Source organism: Paucilactobacillus nenjiangensis, assembly GCF_008632615.1.
Lineage (GTDB): Bacteria > Bacillota > Bacilli > Lactobacillales > Lactobacillaceae > Paucilactobacillus > Paucilactobacillus nenjiangensis.
In genome coordinates, this window is the sequence record NZ_CP043939.1 from 1,024,023 (window position 1) to 1,046,147 (window position 22,125).

A 22,125-nucleotide genomic window follows, 5' to 3' on the forward strand; every position below is an offset into this window, starting at 1 on the left:
GAGATAATATTTTAATTCAAAACTAATTGGTGGGGTGGAGTTAAGTGAGTCGGTTTAAAGAAAAAAAGAAGAGTAAAAAGTACGGATGGATTATCGCACTGGTCGTCTTAATTGTCGTCGTTATTGGTGGAGCTAAATTTTATATTAGTGATTCAATGAAGGCCGTTGATTCGAAAAACTCGAAATCAGTGGAAGTTTATATCAAGTCTGGATCTTCTAATGACCAGATTATTAAAACTTTACAAAAAAAGAATTTAATTAAAAGCTCAATTGTTTTTAAATACTATGCTAAAAGTAATGTCAAAACCGGTTTTAAAGCTGGCTACTACTCATTGAATAAATCAATGAATGTGAAAACAATTGCCAAGAACCTTGAAAAAGGTGGAAGTGCAACTCCTGTTTCTGGGGTTGGCAAGTTAGTTGTTCAAGAAGGGGCGACCGCGGATCAAATCGCGACCGCAGTTCAAAAATCGACTAAATATTCTTCAAAAGAATTTATGGCGTTGATTCAAGACCAATCTTTCTTAGACGAATTAGCCAAGGAATATCCTGATTTATTGGGTTCTGCAATGTCAGCAACTGATGTGCGTTACAAGTTGGAAGGATATCTATTCCCAGCAACTTATGACACTAAGAATGTGACAAGCCTAAAAGCTTTAGTTACACAAATGGTAGCCACGACCAACACGCAGTTGAGTCCTTACTTTGCCACAATCAAGAGTAAGGGGTATTCTGTCCAAGAAGTCATGACCTTAGCTTCATTAGTTGAGCGTGAAGGGGTTACTAACACCGATCGCAAAAAGATTGCCGGAGTGTTCTTCAATCGAATCGACAAGGACATGCCCTTGCAATCGGATATTTCTGTCATGTATGCGTTAAATACTCACAAAAAAAATCTAACTTATGCTGATTTGAAAGTTGATTCACCATACAATTTGTATGTCGAAAATGGTTATGGACCTGGACCATTCAATAGTCCTAGCTTACAATCAATTTTGGCAGTGCTAAATCCTTCAGACCGTAGTAAAAATTATTTGTATTTTATTGCGAACATGAAGACGGGGAAGGTTTACTATGCTAAAACCTATGCCCAACATCAGAAGTTAACTGACAAGCTGGCTGACTATAATAAATAACCTGGAGTGTAATTTTGACAAAGAGAAAACAACCAATCATTATTGGCGTTACTGGCGGCTCTGGAAGTGGTAAAACTTCTGTAAGTCAGGCGATTTATGAGCAAATGGCTGGTAAGTCAATTATGATGTTACAACAAGACACATACTACAATGATCAATCAGATATGACGATGGAAGAACGTAAACAAGTTAATTATGACCATCCATTGGCCTTTGACACAGAGCGTTTAATTGCCGATTTAACCAAATTGCGTAACTTTGAAACGATTGAAATGCCAGTTTATAATTATGCAGAATTTAATCGTTCCAAAGAAACGATTCGGACAGAAGCCAAAGATGTTATTATTCTTGAAGGTATCATGATTCTGGATGACGCGAGATTGCGTGATTTAATGGATATTAAGGTTTTTGTTGATACGGATGATGATATTAGAATCATTCGTCGAATTAAACGTGATATGGAAGAACGTGGACGTTCACTGGATTCAATCATTACACAGTACTTAAAAACCGTGAAACCAATGTATCATCAATTTGTTGAGCCATCAAAACGTTATGCAGACATTATTGTGCCAGAAGGCGGAGAAAATAAAGTCGCAATCGATTTATTGAGTACAAAAGTTAATGATATTTTAACGAAACATGGAAAATAATGAGAAAATTACATCTCCTTGTTTACAACGTTATGCCCACGTGGTATTGTATGGCTTGTTAATTAATTATGATGTATAGAGGTGCGAAATGGCAGAAGAAAAAACCTTTCCTATGACATTAGAAGGAAAGAAAAATTTAGAAGAAGAATTAGAAACACTAAAAATGGTCACTAGACCGGAAGTAATTGAAAGAATTAAGATTGCGCGTAGCTTTGGTGATTTATCAGAAAACTCTGAATATGAATCAGCTAAAGATGAACAAGCATTTATTGAAGGACGGATTAGTAGCATTGAACATATGTTATTAAACTTAGAAATTATCGATAACGATTCAATTGATAAAGATGTTGTCTCAGTTGGTCGGACCGTTACCTTCAAAGAATTACCAGACGAAGAAGAAGAAGCATACACTATTGTCGGTGCAACAGAAGCCGATCCAATGTCAGGTAAAATTTCTAATGAATCTCCAATTGCGGCTGCATTATTAGGCCACAAAGTTGATGAAGAAGTGACTATTAAGATTCCTTCTGGTGATATGCACGTTAAAATCACTAAAGTTGAAGAATAACTTACAAAAAAGAAGTCTAATCAAACCGATTAGTACTTCTTTTTTTGCATTCTGTGCTAGAATATATATATTCTATGAAAACGATTACAGAAGGAGAGAGAACATATGCAAATTACAGTGACGAAAGAAGCAAGCAATTGGTTCCACGATGAAATGGGCGTTAAGTCCGGTGAAGGAGTTCGTTTTTTTGGCAAGGTCTACGGTAAAACACCGGTTCATGATGGTTTTTCATTAGGCATGGTCCGTGATGACCGGCCACTTCATCCAAGTTCAAAGACAGAATTTGATGGCGTGCATTACTTTGTCGATCGTCTAGATGAATGGTTCTTTAAGGGCTATGACTTAACTGTCGATTACGATGATAAAACTGACGGTCCTAAGTATGATTACAAAGAAAATGGAGAATTAAAATAGTTTAAATCAAAAAGAATGAAACGCATTAAGCTGCGCTTCATTCTTTTTTGGGGTGCGCCCGGCATGGGCGCCAACTAGGTGGTGAAAGTCCACTGTGGGCCGTAGTAGTCGGAACCACTAGCCAAGGACAAGGGTGTCCACTGTGAAGTGGAATCTGAAGGAAGTCTGAGGAGCAAAATACCGCACCAATGAACAAGAAGTAGCTATAAGGCCAGAACTGATTGGATAAGATTGCCCAACAAATCGAAGTCCGATACTACTCAAAATCACGATGGTAAAGCTAATGGTGACATGGTATGAAAGTTGACGTTCTTACCCGGGGAGGCCTGATAGACAAGTCCCGACAAGAAGAGCAATCAAGTTCTACAGGACAACTGTTTCAGTGATGGAATACTGAGTTTATCAGGAGTCAGCCGAGGCCATAGTAGTGACTTCGTCACGAAGGGCTGAACAGTAATAACTCACATTGATTATGGAGGTGGAATTTATGCGACGATCGCAGAAAACAGAAAACAAAGCTGACCACCAGTGGATGGTAGGTCTGGAAGACCAAGAACAAACTGGGGCGCGTAGGATGAATTCTAATGAAACAACGATGATGAGTGGCATTAAGTTTGAACAACGCGTGTTGGATCGAGATAACTTGAATCTGGCCTATCAACGGGTTGTGCGTAATAAAGGTGTCGCAGGCATCGACGGAATGACCATCGATGATCTGTTAGGTTATTTGAGAGTTCATAAAACTGAACTTATTCATCAGTTGAATGATGGGACGTACCGGCCGAAGGCGGTTAAACGGGTAGAAATACCCAAACCAAATGGTGGCGTGCGAAAATTAGGCGTGCCAACGGTAATTGACCGAATGATACAACAAGCAATCGCACAAGTGATGTCTCCGATTTTTGAACAAGTTTTCTCAAATAATAGTTTTGGTTTTCGACCTAATCGAAGTGCGCAAGATGCAATTAAACGAGTGGTATCGCTGTATAACGAGGGTTACCACGTCGTGGTTGATCTTGATTTAAAGGCATACTTCGATACAGTCAATCATGATTTACTGATCAAGTATATCGAACAATATATTGATGATCCTTGGTTGATTAAGCTAATTCGAAAGTTTTTGACTAGTGGTGTTATGACTGGTTCAACCTTCGAAGCGAGTGTCGTGGGAACCCCGCAAGGCGGACCACTGTCACCCTATCGGCGAATATCTATCTCAATGAGCTGGATAAAGTATTAACGGAACGAGGTCTCCACTTTGTCCGATATGCGGATGACTGCAATATTTACGTTAAGAGTAAACGAGCAGGTCACCGGGTACTTGAGAGTATTAGTAGATTTCTGGAAAAGGATCTTAAAGTAACCGTCAATCGTGACAAAAGTAAAGTCGGGTCACCATTGAGATTGAAATTTCTGGGATTCTCACTGGGAGTTGGTAGGGGTGGTGCTTTCTCAAGGCCGTCAAAACAATCCCAAATACGGGTCAAACAGGAACTCAAACGAATTACGAAACGCAATCGCGGAATTTCACTTGAACAAATGTTTATGGAAATCACACGAAAAATGCGCGGATGGATTCAATACTACTCATCTGGTAAGATGACAAACTTCTTGAAACGAATAGATCAGTGGCTACGGTCTAGAGTTCGACAATACATCTGGAAATCATGGAAGAAAATCAAAACGAAGATCACTAACCTGAAACGACTAGGTTTGAATCAGAATGATGCTCGGCTAGTTGCTTATACCCGCAAGGGTTACTGGCGCACAGAACATAGCAAAACACTACTTTATACGTTAACAAACGAAAAACTGGAACAACTTGGATTGATGAATCTCTCCAAGGTATTCCAGTCTATTCAAAATGCTTAAATTACTGAACCGCCGTATACGGAACCGTACGTACGGTGGTGTGAGAGGTCGGTAGCTGAACTAATCAACTGCCTCCTACTCGATTGGGTTACTTTCGTTTCTTATAAATTACTACTCCGGCAAGACTGATAATAGTAATCGTACTGATTACGATGCCAGTCATCAAATAAGGAGAGCGGTAGTAGAATACAACTTTATGGTGACCTTTTGTGATGTCAGCGGCCATAAATGTTTTGATAACTTTGGTGGTTTTAACTTTTTTACCATCAATTTTGATATGCCAGCCCTTTGAATACGGAATCGTGGTCATCAAAACTTGATTCTTTTTCTTGATGTCGATATTTCCCGTAATCTTGGTGTTGGAATGACTCGTAATCTTTAAATCTTGTGATTTGATTGATTGATTCAATTGCTTGAAGTAAGTTTGATTCAGGCGATATAAACTGACGTTTTGTAACCAGATACTTTGTTTAGCCAGCTTAATCGTAAACGTGATTGGTTTATCTTTTTGTTGAGATGCAACGTTAATCACGATGGTGTGCCGATAGGTGGGATACTGTTTCAATTCCTTCCCATTCAAATAAAAGGTTGCTGAGTCGGAGTCAAGAGCGGAACCTAGCGTTAGGTAGTACGAATCGTTTGTTTTGGGCGTGAATTTTAATTTCACTTCAGCCGGTTCAAGGACTTGTTTGCGAGTCAGCATGGAACCAGTAATTTGAGTAACGGTTGGTAAATTGACGAACGTCACATTATCAAAGTTCTGAACATCAAATAATAAAGTGGCCGACTTATCTCCAGACAAAACTTTATAGAGTTCAGATTGATACATGATTGGATCTTTAGTCTTCAACACTAAGCTCTTAATTGCTTTTGAAGCACCAAAGGCAATCGATAGCGCAGATTTATTTTTATAAGTTTTGGTTAGAGTATCACTGGAAATTTCTTTTTGTCGATTTAAGTCGGGTTTGTTAGAGACCTCAGGTAATGAACTGACAGTTTTAGTCTTCCCTGACAGATTAGTGACTGTCTTTGAGGTCATAAAGTACTGCATCGACAATAATGAATCTGTAACTTGAGTCCCATTAGTATACGTGACAAAGCCATCACCGTCAAGTTGACCAATCGAGCCCATAAATGCAGGAATTGATGGCTCCAATGTAGAACCAAAGTGCGAACCACTGTTATAATCACCTTGCATCGGATCGTCCTTGGTTCTGAGGAAGGTTTGACCTACTCGATAGAAGCCAGAATCAATTGATTTCAATTTTGAAGAGGTTTTATCAAGCTGCTTAGTGTAATTACCAAATTCCGATTGGCTGACATAACTAATATTATTCAGTGAAGTGAACGCATTAGTTGCTGATTCACCGATGACAACCATCATAAATAATAGTTCATGTAAAAGTGGTGAGCGAGAACTCGGGACAATCATCCAAATTAATGAAATTGCACTAATCGCGACACTAAATGATAGCTCAACGTTGTTAATATATGTGATTTTATCTAAGTAATGGAATAAGAATGCATAGATGATAACAAGGAAAACTGTGACAATAATCAGACCATATGGTGACGGTTTAAAATCTTCATTTAATTGCTTAGCAGCTAAGTAAAGCATCCAAAATGAAAATAGGAATGAAAAACGGTAGGGATACCAAACTGGAAACTGTCCTGCGTGCCATAATAAATCTAATGGTTGCAGGAAGAACGAGCAAATAAAGAATATTGAGATTAATCCGGCCACAATTCGAGTTTTACGTGACCATCTTGAGTCAAAGATGAAGAGTAAAAAGGCAATGGTCAGTAACATACCAATAAAAATATTTGGCTGACCATCAGGCATTTGATCAAAGTTAAAGGATCCGGGAATTAATTTGGCCACCATGTTAAATGGAAAGTATTCAGTGCTCCATTTAATCGCGGTTTCGGTGTAGGTCCCTTTACTTTGCGACAGAGAGAAACCGACTGGTATTAAGAATGCAGCTGCAACCAAGACTGATGTTAAGCCGCTGACAGCATATCTAACGAAACTACGGATACTTTGTTTCAAATGTTGGTTTGATTCAAATAAGTGAAAAATCGTGAAGAGTACCGTAAAAATGGCCACCATCCATGCCATATAATAGTTATCAATCAGCAAGACCGTAAACCAAATGATGAAGGTCCATGGTTTCTGAGTATCCAATAATTTAATTAAGCCGTAAATGACTAATGGTAGCAAAATTAGTACGTCCAACCAAATCACGTTTAGCTGGTTGGCAATCATCCATCCCATCAAGGCGTACGATGTGGCAAAGGCGATCACTCGCCAGCTGGTTTGTAGCTTGAGCTTCATTAACATCCAAGCAAAGCTTAAACCGGACAATCCGTATTTCAGTAACGTAAGAATTAAAATGCCGCTAGAGAGTAGCTTACCTGGAAAAAGCAAGATGATGACGTTTAATGGGCTCATCAGGTAGTAGGCAAAAATTCCAAGGGTATCGCCACCCAAGTCCTTTGCGAATGAATAGAAAAATGTCGAGGGATGGCTTAAAATGGTTGAGCGATAGTAAGAAAAGAAGTCAACATATTGTTGACCTAAATCGACGGTTAGAATCGTGCTAGAACCAAATGGTGCCATTCCCCGAAAGATAAAATAACCTGTCATTAATGCGAACGGAAATAAAAAACTTAAGATTAATAATAGCTTAGTAGTTGGTTTTGTAAAGCGAATACTTAATTTCAATATAATTTCCTCAATCTCATCTGTTGTGAATTATTAATTTTGCATAATAACACTGTTTTATATGCACAAGTTAATATAGAATAGAATATCATACGTTGCTCAATAAAATGACACGCAAACGGCATAATTTGTTAAAATAAGATTAATATGTCTGTCTGAAGGAGTATTAAACAAGTTGAAATTTTCAAAAAGAATCCGAAATATGTTTGGCAACACTAAAAAAAGACGTTCTTCGCAATCTGAAATTCCGTTCCGCCTGAATTTCTTAATGTGGACAGCGGGAATATTGCTTTTGATTTTGGCGGCCAGACTATTTTATATGCAAGTACTAAATGGTGCAACCTACACAGCAGAGGTTAATCGATCAGAAGTTTCCACCCAAACAGGAAGCGTGCAACGTGGGGCCATTTATGATTCAACTGGTAAGGTACTAGTTGGAAATGAAGCCCATCAAGCCATCACCTACACAAAAGGTGAAGATGACACGTCCACTGAGATTTATAAAACAGCTAAGACTCTCAGTAAGTATGTTTCAGTTTCAAAAACTAAATTAACGAAACGAAACAAGGCTGACTACTTGTTAGCTGACACGAAAAAATATAAGGAAATTACTGCTAAAATGTCAGGCACGTCTGGCTTAAGCGATGATGCTTTATACACTAAAGCCCTCAAGTATTTGTACTCTCATCCAGATGATTTTACATTAACTAATAAGCAAAAAAATGGAGCCATGATTTATGCTGACATGTCTGGTGCTTACTCATTATCAACGACTTACATCAAAGAAACTGGAGTAACCAGTACTGAAATTGCCCAAGTTGGTGAACACTTGAGTGAAATGTCAGGTGTGGCCATCGGGACTAGTTGGACGCGTAACTATCCTCAAGGGGATGCGATTCAATCATTGACTGGGACTGTTTCGACTCAAAAATCAGGATTGCCTAGTGATAAGGTCAATACACTCTTATCAGAAGGCTATTCTCGGAATGATAGTGTTGGTCAAAGTTATTTAGAATCTGAATATCAAGCTACGTTAGCTGGCTCTAAATCTCAAACTGAAGTTTCAAGCAGCGGTTCGGGGACAAGTTCTATTACCAAAGCTGTAGAGAAATATTCTGGTAAAAAAGGTGATAACTTAGTCTTAACTATCAATGCTAAGTTCCAAAATGAAGTTCAAGACATTGTTAAAACTGTTTACCAAACTGGTGCCATTAGTGATTCAACCGGTGCCTATGCGGTTGTTATGAACCCAAATACCGGGGCAATCTATGCTATGGCAGGGGTCGACCGAGATGTTGATACTGGTAAAATCACAGATGATCAAATTGGTTCCATCAATCATCCAATTACAATGGGGTCCGTTGTTAAGGGAGCTACTGTACTGGGTGCCATGATGGATGGGGTCATCTCACCAACCAATGATACTTTGACTGATCAGCCAATTAAGTTAGCCGGGACTGCCTCGAAGGCATCTTGGTTTAATAAATCTGGTTCAGCCAATATCACCTTGGATGCCTCAGACGCCCTTGAAGTTTCTTCTAACTCCTACATGATGCAACTTGCCATGAAAGAAGGAGGTTTCACTTATTCTTCTGGTGCTGGATTGGATATGCCAACAAGTATCTTCAGTAAATTGCGCGGTTACTTCAATCAATTCGGATTAGGTGTGAAGACCGGGATTGATTTGCCAGGTGAATCGGCCGGTTATACTGGGGTTGCCAGCCAGGCTGAAATTGGGAAGGCATTGGATTTGTCGTATGGTAACTACGATGCCTATACGGTTATGCAAATTGCACAATATGCTTCAACGATTGCCAATGGTGGCTATCGGATGAAGCCATACGTCGTCCAACAAATTCGTGGTACTAAGTCAAATGGGTCATTAGGTAAGGTTGAATCAACAACTCAACCAACTATTTTGGGCTCAATCAATGCGACGGCTGCCGAATGGAAAGTAGTTAAACAAGGAATGTACCAAGTGGTCCATGGTACGAACACTTATAAGACTGGTGGGGCGCTCTCAAGTATTTCACCATCGGTTGCTGCTAAGACAGGGACTGCCGAAACATTTTATGGCACGGCTGAGACCGAAACACTTAGTTTAATCTCGTACGCACCATATGATGATCCACAGGTAGTCGTGGCATTAGCCATCCCTGGACTAGGAACTTCTGGAGCATCAATTAATACCACAATGGCTAAACAAATTTACGAAGCTTACTGGAAAGATGTTCAATCTGACAGTGATTACAAGTAAATTATCACGAAATACTAGTCAAAGCCTTTTTAAAATGGTATAGTATCATAGTTAGGGTTTACCCAATTAATCAAAGAAAAAGTTTGGAGGTTTCCGACATGCGTGTTCATATTACACTAGAATGTACTGATTGCCACGAACGTAATTACTTATCAAGTAAGAATCGTCGTAACAATCCCGACCGTGTTGAATTTAAAAAATATTGCCCACGGGAACGTAAAGTTACATTACATCGCGAAACAAAATAATATTATTTATTCGGGATAAAATTTCGAGTCGTCGGCTAAAGCCGCGGCTCTTTTTTTTAATATTTTTGACATTAAGAGGTGCGAAAATGGCTTCAAAAACAGAGATACGAGAAAAATATATCGGGCGAATGATGAAATTCACCGCACCGGACAGAACTGTTAATCAAGAAAAATTATATCAACAATTATTTCGCAGCTCTGAGTGGCAAAATGCGGCAACCATTGGGGTAACTCTGAGTTCACCAATGGAAGTCGATACAGCGCCAATTATTAAACAAGCTCAAAAAGAGGGGAAGATTGTTGGCATCCCAAGAACTTTGCCACAGCGACAAATGGAATTTGTTAAATTGACTGCTGACTTACAATTTATTTCTAAATTTCACATTGATGAACCAGTTGACGGTCAAGTGATTTCAAAGTCAACGATTGACTTGATGATTGTTCCTGGTGTGGCGTTTGCCAATAATGGTTATCGCCTGGGATTTGGCGGTGGATATTATGATCGCTATCTTGCAGAGTTCGAAAATGATACAATCTCTTTATGCTTAAACGTGCAACAAATTTCAGATGATCAAATCCATGAATTAATTGATCTGTTTGATATTAAAATCAAAAAAATTTTTAGAACTTAGGAGGACATAATGATTAGAGACTTAAGAAATCAACCATTTGTGACGTATACCATCGTTGCAATTAACATCGTCGTCTTCTTGCTCATGACCATTTTAGGTGGTTCAACTAACACACAGATATTACTAGAGTTTGGTGCAAAATATTCTCCATACATTCAGCAAGGAGAATGGTGGCGGTTATTTACTCCCATGTTTATTCATATAGGCCTCATGCATTTAGTGGTTAATATGGTGACCGTATTTTACCTTGGTCGAATGGTTGAATCTTTATTTGGACATTTGCGGTATACGATTGTCTACCTAGTTTCTGGGATTGTGGGAAACATTGCCAGTTTCGTCTTTTTACCAGCCAATATCTCTGCGGGTGCTAGTACGGCTATTTTTGGCCTATTTGGGGCCTTTATGATGTTAGGTGAATCATTTAGGAACAATCCTTATATTCGCTTAATGGCACGTCAATTTATGATTTTTATCGTCATGAACTTAGTTTTTGATATCTTTTTGTCCGGGGTCGATATCTATGGCCATATTGGAGGGCTTTTAGGTGGATTTTTAATTGCTTATGTTGTGGGAGCACCAAATCTTGGTAAAAATGACTTGATAAAGCGCTTTCTTAGTGGCATTATATTATGTATAGCAATTGTTTTCTTTCTTCAGCTCGGAATGCGAGGATTTTAGTTTTGGATCGTGAAATGAATACGTTGTATGACGTTCAACAACTACTCAAACAGTTCGGGGTGTACGTCTATGTTGGTAAGAGAATGTGGGACATTGAATTAATTGCCTTAGAATTGGATAATCTTTATAAATCTGGCGTAGTTGAAAAAGATTTATATTTAAGAGCTAAGATTGTGTTACGGCATGAACATCGAATTGAAGAAGACAGCGAGAAGCATAAATAAACGGCATTAGGGAGATTTAGACATGAACAAAAAGTTAATCGGCGTTGATTTAGGTGGCACTACTATTAAGTTTGCAATTTTGACTGACACTGGTGAAGTTCAACAAAAATGGTCACTAAGAACTAATATTTTAGATGATGGTAGACACATTGTGCCAGATATCGTTGAATCAATTAACCATCACATTGATATATATGGAATGACTAAAGATCAATTCATCGGTATCGGAATGGGGACACCTGGGACTGTTAATTTTGCTAACGGGACTGTTAAAGGGGCCTTTAATTTAAATTGGCGTGAAAGCCAACCAGTACAAGAATTAATTGAAGAAGGTACTGGTTTAAAATTTGTTGTTGATAATGACGCTAACGTTGCCGCTTTAGGTGAACGTTGGAAGGGTGCTGGTAACAACAGTACCGATGTTGTCTTTATTACTTTAGGAACTGGTGTTGGTGGTGGCGTCATTGCCAATGATCAACTGGTTCACGGTGCCGTGGGTGCTGGTGGTGAACTTGGACATATGAATGTACAACCAGGTGGTTATCTATGTACTTGTGGTAATCATGGCTGTTTGGAACGTTATGCTTCCGCAACTGGAATTGTACAATTAGCTCAAGATTTTGCTGAACAATATGTTGGTAATAGCAAATTAAGTGCTATGATTAACGATGGTGAAGAAATTACTTCAAAGATTGTTTTTGATTTAGCCAAAGAAGATGACTATTTAGCTGTTAAAGTAGCTGAAAAAGTTGGATATTATTTGGGTATGGCATCTGCCAATGTTGCTAATATTTTGGATCCAGAATTCATCGTTATTGGTGGCGGCGTTTCAGCTGCTGGTGATTTCTTACTCGACTTTGTTAAGAATAGTTTCCAAGAATTTGCGTTCCCAACCGTCCGTGAATCAACTAAGCTTAAGCTAGCTGAATTAGGTAATGATGCTGGCGTGATTGGCGCCGCTTCATTAGCAAAGAAATTTATGTAATTTTTGGAGGAAAAAGAATTGGCTCTCGGATTGTCTAACATGAATATGCTCAATATCTTGATTATTGTATTAATCGCGGCTTGGGTAATTTACCGTGTCTATCAATATGCCATGCGTAAAAAGTATGCAAATATCATCACCGAAGAAGAATTCACGCAAGGGATGCGGAAAGCTCAAGTAATTGACTTACGAGAAAAAAATGATTTTGATCGTGGTCATATTATGGGTGCCCGTAATGTGCCTTTGACAGTGCTTAAGCAGCGCTACGTGGAAATTCGTAGTGATTTGCCGGTTTATCTATATGATCAAGGAATGATGCTCAGCACACGGGCGTCAAAATTACTTGGTAAAAAAGGATACAGCGACATTTCAATTTTAAAGAGCGGTTATGCACGTTGGACTGGTAAAACCAAAACTAAGAAATATTAACACAAAAAAATAACGAACGATTCATTAACTAATGAACTGTTCGTTATTTTTAATTGTTGTTTATAAATTATGTGCTGACCGATTTTTACGGTTAGCTGTTCTACGATTCTCGTCGAACTTAATTTCTTGATCTTCAATTGGTTTAACAACCTTCCGATGATAGGAAAACAAGCCACCAACGACGGCACCAAGTGTGGCAGCAGTTCCGACGATAACGCCTTTTGCAAATGATTTCATGATCACGCCTCCTCGTTTGATTATCTACATTATGCAAAAAAATGAGACAGATTACCAGTAAAGAGTATATTTTAGGAGAAAATAATGATAAATGTGGTGGCAATTGTTGGCCCGACAGCAGTTGGGAAAACTAAATTATCAATTCAAATGGCGAAACAATTAAACGGTGAAATCATTTCAGGTGATTCGATGCAAGTTTATCGGAAACTGGATATTGGAACTGCTAAAGTAATGCCAGCTGAAATGGACGGAATTGTCCATCATTTAATTAATATCAAAGATTTTGATGAACGGTTTTCGGTGGCAGAATTTAAACAATTAGCAGAACAGCTAATTGAAGATATTCACCAACGAGGCAAGTTACCAATCATTGTCGGGGGCACTGGCTTTTATTTGCAAGCTTTGACTGATAACTTAACGCTCGGTAATGACGATTATGACGAAACGTCAGATAAAATTCGAAAACAATTTCATGATCAATTAGCAGCGGATGGACCTGAGGCATTGTGGCAGCAATTATTTGAACTCGATGAAGCGGCTGCCAAGAAGATTCCACAAACTAACAGTCGGCGAGTTATTCGTGCATTGGAAGTTATTCAAAAAACTGGGCAACTTTTTTCGGATCAAGAAAGCAGTCGACCGAAGTACAATTTCAAATTGATTGGACTGGATACAGAGCGGTCCGTATTGTATCAGCGGATTAATCAACGCGTAGATCAAATGATTGCACAAGGCTTGTTGGATGAAGCAAAATGGCTCTATCAACAAGGTGGACGAGACTCACCGGCTTCCAAAGGAATTGGTTATCATGAATTATTCAATTATTTTGATAATCAGATTTCATTAGAAGTGGCAGTTGAAAATATCAAAAAAGATTCTAGACATTACGCTAAACGACAACTGACATGGTTCCGGAACAAAATGACAGTTAATTGGTTTAATTTGGTCAGTGGGCAGAATACGATAGAACAGGTTAATAACAGCATTTTAAAATGGTTAAAATAAATAATTCGACAAAGATGTTAGAAAATGTAACATCTCTTGTTGACTTTTTATTTTTCTACTGGTATTCTAAGACACATTAAGGGAAGGAGGGGACATTGTGAGTGAAAAAGAACTTCGTCGCTCGTTAGCGGTTCTTCCAATCGGGACAGTGATGAAATTGACAAGTTTAACTGCACGACAGATTCGGTACTACGAATCCCAAGAGTTAATTAAGCCTGAAAGAAGCGATGGAAATCGTCGCTTGTACTCGCTTAATGACATCGATCGGTTACTTGAGATTAAAGATTATATTGATGAAGGCCTCAACATGGCTGGGATTCGAGAAATCTACACTCAAAAGCAACTTGAGAAGCAGCAAATCAAAGAGCAATTGACGAAGTCGTTAACAGATGATGACGTTCGAAAAATTCTTCGCGATGAGCTTCTTCGGGAAAGTGGTTTTGGTCAGATTAATCAGGCTTCAAATTCACAACCACCCTTACAGAAACCATTTTAATGTTGGGTATAAGAAAGGACAGGAGATATTTTATGGCAAAGCACGTGTTTACAGACGATGAAGTTCGTCAATTAGTTAAGGACGAGAATGTTCGTTTCTTACGTTTAATGTTTACTGATTTATTCGGAACAATCAAAAACGTTGAGGTTCCAACTAGTCAACTTGAGAAGTTACTTGATAACAAAATCATGTTCGATGGTTCATCAATTGATGGTTTCGTTCGAATTGAAGAAAGTGACATGTACTTGTACCCTGATATGTCAACATGGATGGTCTTTCCATGGGGCGCAGAACATGGTAAAGTCGCACGCGTAATCTGTGAAGTTTACAATGCTGATCGTGAACCATTCGCTGGTGATCCTCGTAATAACTTGATTCGTGTCGTAGAAGACATGAAGAAAGCCGGATTCACTGATTTTAACATTGGACCTGAACCAGAATTCTTCCTCTTCAAGATGGACGAAGATGGCAAGCCAACTACTAAGCTAAATGACCAAGGTAGCTATTTTGATATGGCACCAATGGATTTAGGTGAAAATTGTCGTCGCGATATCGTTCTTGAATTAGAAAACATGGGCTTTGAAATCGAAGCCGCTCACCATGAAGTTGCTCCTGGACAACATGAAGTTGATTTCAAATATGCTAATGCACTTGAAGCTGCCGACAACATCCAAACATTTAAGTTGGTTGTTAAGACAGTTGCTCGTAAGTATGGTTTGTTTGCAACCTTTATGCCAAAACCATTGCCATCAATTAATGGTTCAGGTATGCACATCAACATGTCACTCTTTAATGGTAGTGGTAATGCCTTCTTTGATGAAAGTGGTGATCTTCAACTTTCGAAGACTGCTTATAACTTCCTTGGCGGTTTGTTAAAACATGCTCGTAGCTTTACAGCCGTTACCAACCCAATTGTTAACTCATACAAACGTTTAGTTCCTGGATTTGAAGCACCAGTTTATGTTGCTTGGTCAGGTTCTAACCGTTCTCCACTAATCCGAGTACCAAACTCACGTGGAGTTTCAACTCGATTAGAATTACGTTCTGTTGATCCAGCAGCTAACCCATATCTTGCTATTGCAGCAGTTTTGGAAGCCGGCTTAGATGGTATCAAAAATGATATTACGCCAGAAGATAGTGTTGACCGTAACATCTATCGCATGGGCGAAGCTGAACGTGAAGACAATCATATCGATAGTTTACCAAGTACACTTCACAATGCCTTGAAGTATCTTTCTGACGATGAAGTCATCAAGAATGCTATGGGTCCACATCTTTACAATGGTTTTGTGGAAGCCAAGAATCTTGAATACGATGCATATCGTCAAGAAGTTTCCGATTGGGAACGTGAACAATATATGGAAAAATATTAATCATAGTCTCCGATTTGAAGGTGATTTTGCCATTTGGCAGGATTACCTTTTTTATTTTTTTCTTAAATAAAATAAACGACTTTAATAAATTCGCATAATTAGGTATGATTAGTGTAAATACATGTGTTAAGGAGAGTTTGAAATGACAGAAGAGAATAGTCAGGAAAACGTGATTGATGTAATTTCCGACCAAATTACAATTAAAATGCAATATCTACAAAATTTGCAGGCGGCGGTTAGTGATCACGATGATAAACTAGTTTATTCATTGTTAGACTCTCGTCGATACGCATCCGAAATTTTACATACCGAAAACGTTGAAAATGACGTCACGGTTGCAAACTTAGTAGATAACCTATCTGACGAATTGAGCCATTATTTAAGTGCCAATATTATCAAATATTTGGGGCACCGCTATCCATTCTTCTATTATGAAGAATTTAAGCAAGGCCACTTCAGAGTGTACTTTGGTAATTGGTGGGATAGAAGAGAATTCGGTGAACTAGATGTCTTGAATGTTCGTTTCATTTTTGATGAAACAGAATATGAAAAGTTATCTACTTCTTTTGCCTTATCTAAAGAAAGTAAACGTTATAATACCGCCAAAATTGATCAAATTTCAGAAGAAAATGATCATTTACAGGACTTGATTGATAGTCAGGCGACCCGCGAAGCAAAAAAGAATGAAATTCAAGAAGAATTAAAAGAAGTGAACAACAAAAATGGAATGCCATGGGAATCTGGTAAGCAAAAAGAAGCCCGCCAAGAACTAATTGATCAATTAAGTGATTTAGAAGATCAAGATGATCAAGCCCGTGGAGCTAAGAAACAAATTAAAGATAATGAAGCCAAAGTCTTGGTCCTTTCAAAAGAAAATACCATCTTGAGCTATGAACAAAAGAGCATTATTGACACCTTTAAAAACTTCGAAACTTTTGAAGCTGCTAATCGGAGTCTTTATGCTGATTATCTTGCCTTTCTTTCAAGTGAAAAGCAGGTGACAGATCATGAGTAATGAAAAAATCACCACTCAAATGAATACCTTTACGGATACGCTTAAAGCTGGTCTAGATGCTGGTGAAATGTATGTTGACCTGATTAACCAATTAATTGAAACGGACGACGCAGAACAGCTCTTAGGGGCCGCAAATAAGCTCTCTGTCTACGAATTAAAGAACGATTTTGTGAAATACCCATTTCAATACCAGCCTCAAGATTACTATTTGGTACTGGCATCCCGACTGTTGCAATTTCATAATAATGAATCGCTGGAAACGTCAATTGATGATGCAGGGGCAGTGAGTGCGCGACTCAATCAATTAGGTAATTCAGCCAAATTTCAGTTTGTGATGGATAAAAGTAAAAATGGTGGGGCGCTGTTTACTGAAACGAAAACTAACGAAGCCTTATTTTATTTGAACTTACAAAAACGAATGATGCGATTTAATAACCGTTCACTCGTGAATTTATTTGTCGAAAAGTTGAGTGAAGTTACAACTATTATTCAAATTCAACAGGCAATTAATCCGCTAATGACCTTAGCACATTATCTACAAACTGACCTAGGATTTAGTGTAGATTTAGGTATTTTGGATACTAGCAATGCTGCCAAATATTATCTACTCAACAAACATATGGGGCTTGAAGTGATTGACAAGTTATTCGTTTCAACCGAAGGCACCGACTATATGTTGATGAATTTAACCAACGAGACGGGGATGAGTCTACAAATGGACTCAAATTCGAAGCTGACCTTGTCGTCAGGTAGAGAATCTTGGGCATTTTCTGTTTCTGATGAAAAAGAAGCCGTATCGTTCTTTGATATTTTGATTAGATTCAAGTTAATCCGAACTTGGTTTATGGATAATCGGGCATCATTGGAAATTAAGTCTGATCCAATGATTTTTAAAGAATAAAAGAGGAACCAAATATATGTTAGACATTACAGATTTATTGCACAGCTCAATTGAGTTGGATCACCAAATTTCGTACGATCGCCAAATTGCAATGAAACCAGAAAAAAGTTTAGAAAATGTTTATGTTGCCTTAGACGTTGAGTTGGCCGAAATTGCCAATACAGCAGAATGGTTTAAAGTTTGGAAAACCCATAAAGGCAAAGCTCATGATGGTAAAACCAAACGTGAAACTTTGCTGGGTGAATATGTTGATGCAATGGATTTTTTCTTACTTGCAAGTGCTAAGCATCAATGGACTCATTTAATTGTGTTGGACAGAGACGGCATTGAAAAAATCAAAGCTGCGAAAGCAGTACCACAAGATTTAAACAAAGAGTATTTGGCTATTAAACACATGTTAAATTCGGCTTATTTTGAGCATCGACAAGACGATTTTAAACATGCCTGGAGATTGTTCTTAAAACTAGGTCTGGTTGAATTTGGCTACTCAGAAAACGAAATTATGACGGCCTTTAAAAACAAGAATGTCATTAACCAACAACGTCAACAAAATGATTATTAAATTAAAAAGGACTTGAAAACAATAATTGCTTTCAAGTCCTTTTAGATTAGGCTGCTTTACCATTTTGATCATTAGAAATCGTTTGATCTTCCTGGTTATTGAAATGTTTACCAGAAGATTGCTTTTTCTTTGGATTTCCAAAAAATGTTTGCCATAGCATTGAAAATAACAAAATCGAAACAATAATAATAAATGGTCCCATGGCGATTCCTCCCTTAAACACAGATTTAACTGGTGCTTATATTACATTATCGTTTCATTTTTAACATAATGCAATATAATCCAGAAGAACCTAGGCAATCTTAAACTTTTAATATACAACTTAACTTTTATTTAATAATTTTGACTAAAAAGTCGTTGAAATTCTTTAGTTTTAAGCATAAACTGGCAAAAAGTATAAGAGGTGTAGTTAATTGGAAAAAATGCGAAGGCAAGAGCGTCAAATAGATTTAGCACGCATTAAAGACGTAGTTGAATCGAATCATATTTTAAGACTAGGAATGTTGTCTGAAGACTATCCATATGTCGTTCCAGTTAATTACGGTTACGAATGGCTCGATGATCAACTTGTCATTTACATTCATGGAGCACGACAAGGAAAGAAAATCTCCAGTATTAAAGCCAATCCAAAAGTATGTATCGAAATGGATCATGATAGTGAGATGATTAGCGGGGGGTTCAATTGCCCCTGACTATTCAACCGCGTTTTCGAGTGTGATTGGATTTGGACTCGCTGAAATTGTGACTGATTTAGAAGTGAAAAAGCATGCTTTAGATTTATTGATGAGACATGAAACAGGCAAAGGATTAAGTAACTATGATTTAATTCCAGATCAAAAGGTTAACGCGACCGCTATCATCAAAATTAGTATCGAAAAAATAACAGGTAAAGCACATCAACTGCCAAAAAAAGACAACCAAGACGAATAGTCGTGGTTGTCTTTTAGCTTTCACTTAAGCTTCTGTATAGAAGAAGTCGGTGAAGAAAATTTTATCATGCTTCAATTGGGTCATTAACTTAGTCACACTGGATGACATGTATCTTGGAGTATAAATCATGCCTTTTTGTAACCAATACTTAATTAATCCCAACTCAGCTGACACAATTAATGCCATTTGAATATCGGTAGGGACGTCAAGTTCGACGAAATCAGGTTCCAATTTTTCATAGAAGTGATTTATTTCTACACCAACCCGGTCGGATAGGCGATCGAAGAAAACAACATTTTCAGGATTGTTTAGGAGAACATCAAACGCATCTGCTTCATCCTCGATATATTTAAACGCGTGTTGCATTGAAAATACTTTAACGCCATTTGGATAGCTTTTTCCTGCTAAAGAGTAGACTTCAATCATGACGTTTTCAAAAAAATCGTCCAATATTCCATTCATAGCACGATCGATAAAGTCTTGCTTATCTTTATAGTGTAGGTAAAAAGTACCACGTGTAATAGACGCTGTTTCAGTGATTTTTTGAACACTAATATTTTCAATTTTATATTCTTTCATCAGATGCACTAGCGCTTGTTTTAAATTGTTACGGGTTTTGACAACTCTAGGATCTGTACGACTATTCTCCATAATAATCCTCCTCGATATATTTTTTTAATTTGTTAATGTTCAGTAATATGAGTTTAATTGATTATATAACGATGTAAGCGCTTAGTCAAACCCCCTAATAAGACAAATGTGCAAAAAACATTCATAACTTTAATGTCATATGGCATTGACAAGGGGCGTGAAAATTCTTATAATTATTCAAGTCTGGAGCGGTAGCTCAGCTGGATAGAGCATTCGCCTTCTAAGCGAACGGTCGTGAGTTCGAACCTCACTCGCTTCATTATTATAAAAAGCACACTTAACATTTTCAAAATGTTTAAGTGTGCTTTTTGGGTGCGCCCGGCATGGGCGCCAACTAGGTGGTGAAAGTCCACTGTGGGCCGTAGTAGTCGGAACCACTAGCCAAGGACAAGGGTGTCCACTGTGAAGTGGAATCTGAAGGAAGTCTGAGGAGCAAAATACCGCACCAATGAACAAGAAGTAGCTATAAGGCCAGAACTGATTGGATAAGATTGCCAAACAAATCGAAGTCCGATACTACTCAAAATCACGATGGTAAAGCTAATGGTGACATGGTATGAAAGTTGACGTTCTTACCCGGGGAGGCCTGATAGACAAGTCCCGACAAGAAGAGCAATCAAGTTCTACAGGACAACTGTTTCAGTGATGGAATACTGAGTTTATCAGGAGTCAGCCGAGGCCATAGTAGTGACTTCGTCACGAAGGGCTGAACAGTAATAACTCACATTGATTATGGAGGTGGAATTTATGCGACGATCGCAGAAAACAGAAAACAAAGCTGACCACCAGTGGATGGTAGGTCTGGAAGACCAAGAACAAACTGGGGCGCGTAGGATGAATTCTAATGAAACAACGATGATGAGTGGCATTAAGTTTGAACAACGCGTGTTGGATCGAGATAACTTGAATCTGGCCTATCAACGGGTTGTGCGTAATAAAGGTGTCGCAGGCATCGACGGAATGACCATCGATGATCTGTTAGGTTATTTGAGAGTTCATAAAACTGAACTTATTCATCAGTTGAATGATGGGACGTACCGGCCGAAGGCGGTTAAACGGGTAGAAATACCCAAACCAAATGGTGGCGTGCGAAAATTAGGCGTGCCAACGGTAATTGACCGAATGATACAACAAGCAATCGCACAAGTGATGTCTCCGATTTTTGAACAAGTTTTCTCAAATAATAGTTTTGGTTTTCGACCTAATCGAAGTGCGCAAGATGCAATTAAACGAGTGGTATCGCTGTATAACGAGGGTTACCACGTCGTGGTTGATCTTGATTTAAAGGCATACTTCGATACAGTCAATCATGATTTACTGATCAAGTATATCGAACAATATATTGATGATCCTTGGTTGATTAAGCTAATTCGAAAGTTTTTGACTAGTGGTGTTATGACTGGTTCAACCTTCGAAGCGAGTGTCGTGGGAACCCCGCAAGGCGGACCACTGTCACCACTATTGGCGAATATCTATCTCAATGAGCTGGATAAAGTATTAACGGAACGAGGTCTCCACTTTGTCCGATATGCGGATGACTGCAATATTTACGTTAAGAGTAAACGAGCAGGTCACCGGGTACTTGAGAGTATTAGTAGATTTCTGGAAAAGGATCTTAAAGTAACCGTCAATCGTGACAAAAGTAAAGTCGGGTCACCATTGAGATTGAAATTTCTGGGATTCTCACTGGGAGTTGGTAGGGGTGGTGCTTTCTCAAGGCCGTCAAAACAATCCCAAATACGGGTCAAACAGGAACTCAAACGAATTACGAAACGCAATCGCGGAATTTCACTTGAACAAATGTTTATGGAAATCACACGAAAAATGCGCGGATGGATTCAATACTACTCATCTGGTAAGATGACAAACTTCTTGAAACGAATAGATCAGTGGCTACGGTCTAGAGTTCGACAATACATCTGGAAATCATGGAAGAAAATCAAAACGAAGATCACTAACCTGAAACGACTAGGTTTGAATCAGAATAATACTCGGCTAGCTGCTTATACCCGCAAGGGTTACTGGCGCACAGCACATAGCAAAACACTACTTTATACGTTAACAAACGAAAAACTGGAACAACTTGGATTGATGAATCTCTCCAAGGTATTCAAGTCTATTCAAAATGCTTAAA

At 38.4% G+C, this 22,125-nt stretch carries 24 protein-coding genes, 1 tRNA gene and 1 pseudogene; 22 read left to right on the forward strand and 4 right to left on the reverse strand.

Going from position 1 to position 22,125, the window contains the following annotated elements; genetic code table 11:
- Positions 1 to 44: 44 nt before the first annotated feature.
- The 5 genes and pseudogenes from mltG to ltrA (F0161_RS05250) all read left to right on the forward strand — a co-directional run bounded on the left by mltG (position 45) and on the right by ltrA (F0161_RS05250) (position 4,643).
- A complete protein-coding gene (gene mltG / locus F0161_RS05230) occupies positions 45 to 1,136 on the forward strand; it encodes an endolytic transglycosylase MltG (protein ID WP_150203929.1) in 1,092 nt (363 codons plus the stop codon).
- 14 nt (positions 1,137 to 1,150) lie between these two features.
- Entirely contained in the window at positions 1,151 to 1,789 is a 639-nt protein-coding gene (gene udk / locus F0161_RS05235) for a uridine kinase (protein WP_137602659.1), read from the forward strand.
- 88 nt (positions 1,790 to 1,877) lie between these two features.
- Positions 1,878 to 2,357: a transcription elongation factor GreA gene (gene greA / locus F0161_RS05240; protein WP_137602658.1), complete on the forward strand. Its 480-nt coding sequence runs from the start codon at positions 1,878 to 1,880 to the stop codon at positions 2,355 to 2,357.
- Positions 2,358 to 2,462: 105 nt separating this feature from the next.
- A complete protein-coding gene (locus tag F0161_RS05245; protein ID WP_137602657.1) occupies positions 2,463 to 2,771 on the forward strand; it encodes a HesB/YadR/YfhF family protein in 309 nt (102 codons plus the stop codon).
- Positions 2,772 to 3,258: 487 nt separating this feature from the next.
- Positions 3,259 to 4,643 (forward strand): annotated as a pseudogene (ltrA, locus tag F0161_RS05250) (group II intron reverse transcriptase/maturase).
- Between the two features lie 88 nt (positions 4,644 to 4,731).
- On the opposite strand, the gene F0161_RS05255 reads toward ltrA (F0161_RS05250), so the two are convergent.
- Positions 4,732 to 7,368 (reverse strand): YfhO family protein, encoded by a 2,637-nt coding sequence (locus F0161_RS05255; protein WP_225423222.1) that lies wholly within the window; start codon positions 7,366 to 7,368, stop codon positions 4,732 to 4,734.
- A 175-nt stretch (positions 7,369 to 7,543) separates the two neighbouring features.
- Between F0161_RS05255 and F0161_RS05260 the strand changes: the two genes are divergently transcribed.
- The 7 genes from F0161_RS05260 (at position 7,544) to F0161_RS05290 (ending at position 12,821) form a co-directional block, all read left to right on the forward strand.
- On the forward strand, positions 7,544 to 9,625 hold the full coding sequence (locus F0161_RS05260; RefSeq protein ID WP_371858090.1) for a peptidoglycan D,D-transpeptidase FtsI family protein: 2,082 nt from the start codon (positions 7,544 to 7,546) through the stop codon (positions 9,623 to 9,625).
- A 98-nt stretch (positions 9,626 to 9,723) separates the two neighbouring features.
- The gene (gene rpmG / locus F0161_RS05265) at positions 9,724 to 9,873 is read left to right on the forward strand and encodes a 50S ribosomal protein L33 (protein WP_057889501.1); all 150 of its coding nucleotides are present in this window, start codon (positions 9,724 to 9,726) and stop codon (positions 9,871 to 9,873) included.
- An 86-nt stretch (positions 9,874 to 9,959) separates the two neighbouring features.
- Positions 9,960 to 10,505 carry a 5-formyltetrahydrofolate cyclo-ligase gene (locus F0161_RS05270; protein WP_150203930.1) on the forward strand — a complete coding sequence of 182 codons (546 nt, stop codon included), beginning with the start codon at positions 9,960 to 9,962 and terminating at the stop codon, positions 10,503 to 10,505.
- 9 nt (positions 10,506 to 10,514) lie between these two features.
- Positions 10,515 to 11,183, forward strand: a complete 669-nt coding sequence (locus F0161_RS05275) for a rhomboid family intramembrane serine protease (protein WP_137602463.1) — start codon at positions 10,515 to 10,517, stop codon at positions 11,181 to 11,183.
- 14 nt (positions 11,184 to 11,197) lie between these two features.
- On the forward strand, positions 11,198 to 11,407 hold the full coding sequence (locus F0161_RS05280; RefSeq protein ID WP_137602466.1) for a YqgQ family protein: 210 nt from the start codon (positions 11,198 to 11,200) through the stop codon (positions 11,405 to 11,407).
- 22 nt (positions 11,408 to 11,429) lie between these two features.
- Complete coding sequence (locus F0161_RS05285) at positions 11,430 to 12,392, forward strand: ROK family glucokinase (protein WP_150203931.1); 963 nt, start codon at positions 11,430 to 11,432, stop codon at positions 12,390 to 12,392.
- A gap of 18 nt (positions 12,393 to 12,410) precedes the next feature.
- Positions 12,411 to 12,821 carry a rhodanese-like domain-containing protein gene (locus F0161_RS05290; RefSeq protein WP_137602461.1) on the forward strand — a complete coding sequence of 137 codons (411 nt, stop codon included), beginning with the start codon at positions 12,411 to 12,413 and terminating at the stop codon, positions 12,819 to 12,821.
- A gap of 60 nt (positions 12,822 to 12,881) precedes the next feature.
- Here F0161_RS05290 and F0161_RS05295 read toward each other — a convergent pair whose 3' ends face one another.
- Positions 12,882 to 13,058 (reverse strand): DUF3042 family protein, encoded by a 177-nt coding sequence (locus F0161_RS05295; RefSeq protein ID WP_137602460.1) that lies wholly within the window; start codon positions 13,056 to 13,058, stop codon positions 12,882 to 12,884.
- An 84-nt stretch (positions 13,059 to 13,142) separates the two neighbouring features.
- Between F0161_RS05295 and miaA the strand changes: the two genes are divergently transcribed.
- The 6 genes from miaA to F0161_RS05325 all read left to right on the forward strand — a co-directional run bounded on the left by miaA (position 13,143) and on the right by F0161_RS05325 (position 18,410).
- A complete protein-coding gene (gene miaA / locus F0161_RS05300) occupies positions 13,143 to 14,063 on the forward strand; it encodes a tRNA (adenosine(37)-N6)-dimethylallyltransferase MiaA (protein WP_137602459.1) in 921 nt (306 codons plus the stop codon).
- 97 nt (positions 14,064 to 14,160) lie between these two features.
- The gene (locus F0161_RS05305) at positions 14,161 to 14,559 is read left to right on the forward strand and encodes a MerR family transcriptional regulator (protein ID WP_150203932.1); all 399 of its coding nucleotides are present in this window, start codon (positions 14,161 to 14,163) and stop codon (positions 14,557 to 14,559) included.
- 32 nt (positions 14,560 to 14,591) lie between these two features.
- Positions 14,592 to 15,932, forward strand: a complete 1,341-nt coding sequence (gene glnA / locus F0161_RS05310; RefSeq protein WP_137602457.1) for a type I glutamate--ammonia ligase — start codon at positions 14,592 to 14,594, stop codon at positions 15,930 to 15,932.
- A 142-nt stretch (positions 15,933 to 16,074) separates the two neighbouring features.
- Positions 16,075 to 16,947 carry an exonuclease SbcC gene (locus F0161_RS05315; protein WP_150203933.1) on the forward strand — a complete coding sequence of 291 codons (873 nt, stop codon included), beginning with the start codon at positions 16,075 to 16,077 and terminating at the stop codon, positions 16,945 to 16,947.
- Positions 16,940 to 17,848, forward strand: a complete 909-nt coding sequence (locus tag F0161_RS05320) for a hypothetical protein (RefSeq protein WP_150203934.1) — start codon at positions 16,940 to 16,942, stop codon at positions 17,846 to 17,848. Before F0161_RS05315 ends, F0161_RS05320 begins: the two co-directional genes overlap by 8 nt.
- A 16-nt stretch (positions 17,849 to 17,864) precedes the next feature.
- Complete coding sequence (locus F0161_RS05325) at positions 17,865 to 18,410, forward strand: dUTPase (RefSeq protein WP_150203935.1); 546 nt, start codon at positions 17,865 to 17,867, stop codon at positions 18,408 to 18,410.
- Between the two features lie 46 nt (positions 18,411 to 18,456).
- On the opposite strand, the gene F0161_RS11420 is transcribed toward F0161_RS05325, so the two are convergent.
- On the reverse strand, positions 18,457 to 18,612 hold the full coding sequence (locus F0161_RS11420; protein ID WP_170175963.1) for a hypothetical protein: 156 nt from the start codon (positions 18,610 to 18,612) through the stop codon (positions 18,457 to 18,459).
- 220 nt (positions 18,613 to 18,832) lie between these two features.
- On the opposite strand from F0161_RS11420, the gene F0161_RS05330 reads away from it, so the two are divergent.
- Together F0161_RS05330 and F0161_RS05335 are read left to right on the forward strand one after the other, a co-directional pair.
- Entirely contained in the window at positions 18,833 to 19,102 is a 270-nt protein-coding gene (locus F0161_RS05330; RefSeq protein ID WP_225423239.1) for a pyridoxamine 5'-phosphate oxidase family protein, read from the forward strand.
- A 22-nt stretch (positions 19,103 to 19,124) separates the two neighbouring features.
- Complete coding sequence (locus F0161_RS05335; protein WP_190318918.1) at positions 19,125 to 19,340, forward strand: pyridoxamine 5'-phosphate oxidase family protein; 216 nt, start codon at positions 19,125 to 19,127, stop codon at positions 19,338 to 19,340.
- A gap of 24 nt (positions 19,341 to 19,364) precedes the next feature.
- Here the strand turns inward: F0161_RS05335 and F0161_RS05340 are convergent, their stop codons facing one another.
- Complete coding sequence (locus tag F0161_RS05340) at positions 19,365 to 19,991, reverse strand: TetR/AcrR family transcriptional regulator (RefSeq protein WP_150203938.1); 627 nt, start codon at positions 19,989 to 19,991, stop codon at positions 19,365 to 19,367.
- Positions 19,992 to 20,176: 185 nt separating this feature from the next.
- Between F0161_RS05340 and F0161_RS05345 the strand changes: the two genes are divergently transcribed.
- Positions 20,177 to 20,250, forward strand: a tRNA-Arg gene (locus tag F0161_RS05345).
- 488 nt (positions 20,251 to 20,738) lie between these two features.
- Positions 20,739 to 22,124 (forward strand): group II intron reverse transcriptase/maturase, encoded by a 1,386-nt coding sequence (gene ltrA / locus F0161_RS05350; protein WP_150204646.1) that lies wholly within the window; start codon positions 20,739 to 20,741, stop codon positions 22,122 to 22,124.
- Position 22,125: the final 1 nt, after the last annotated feature.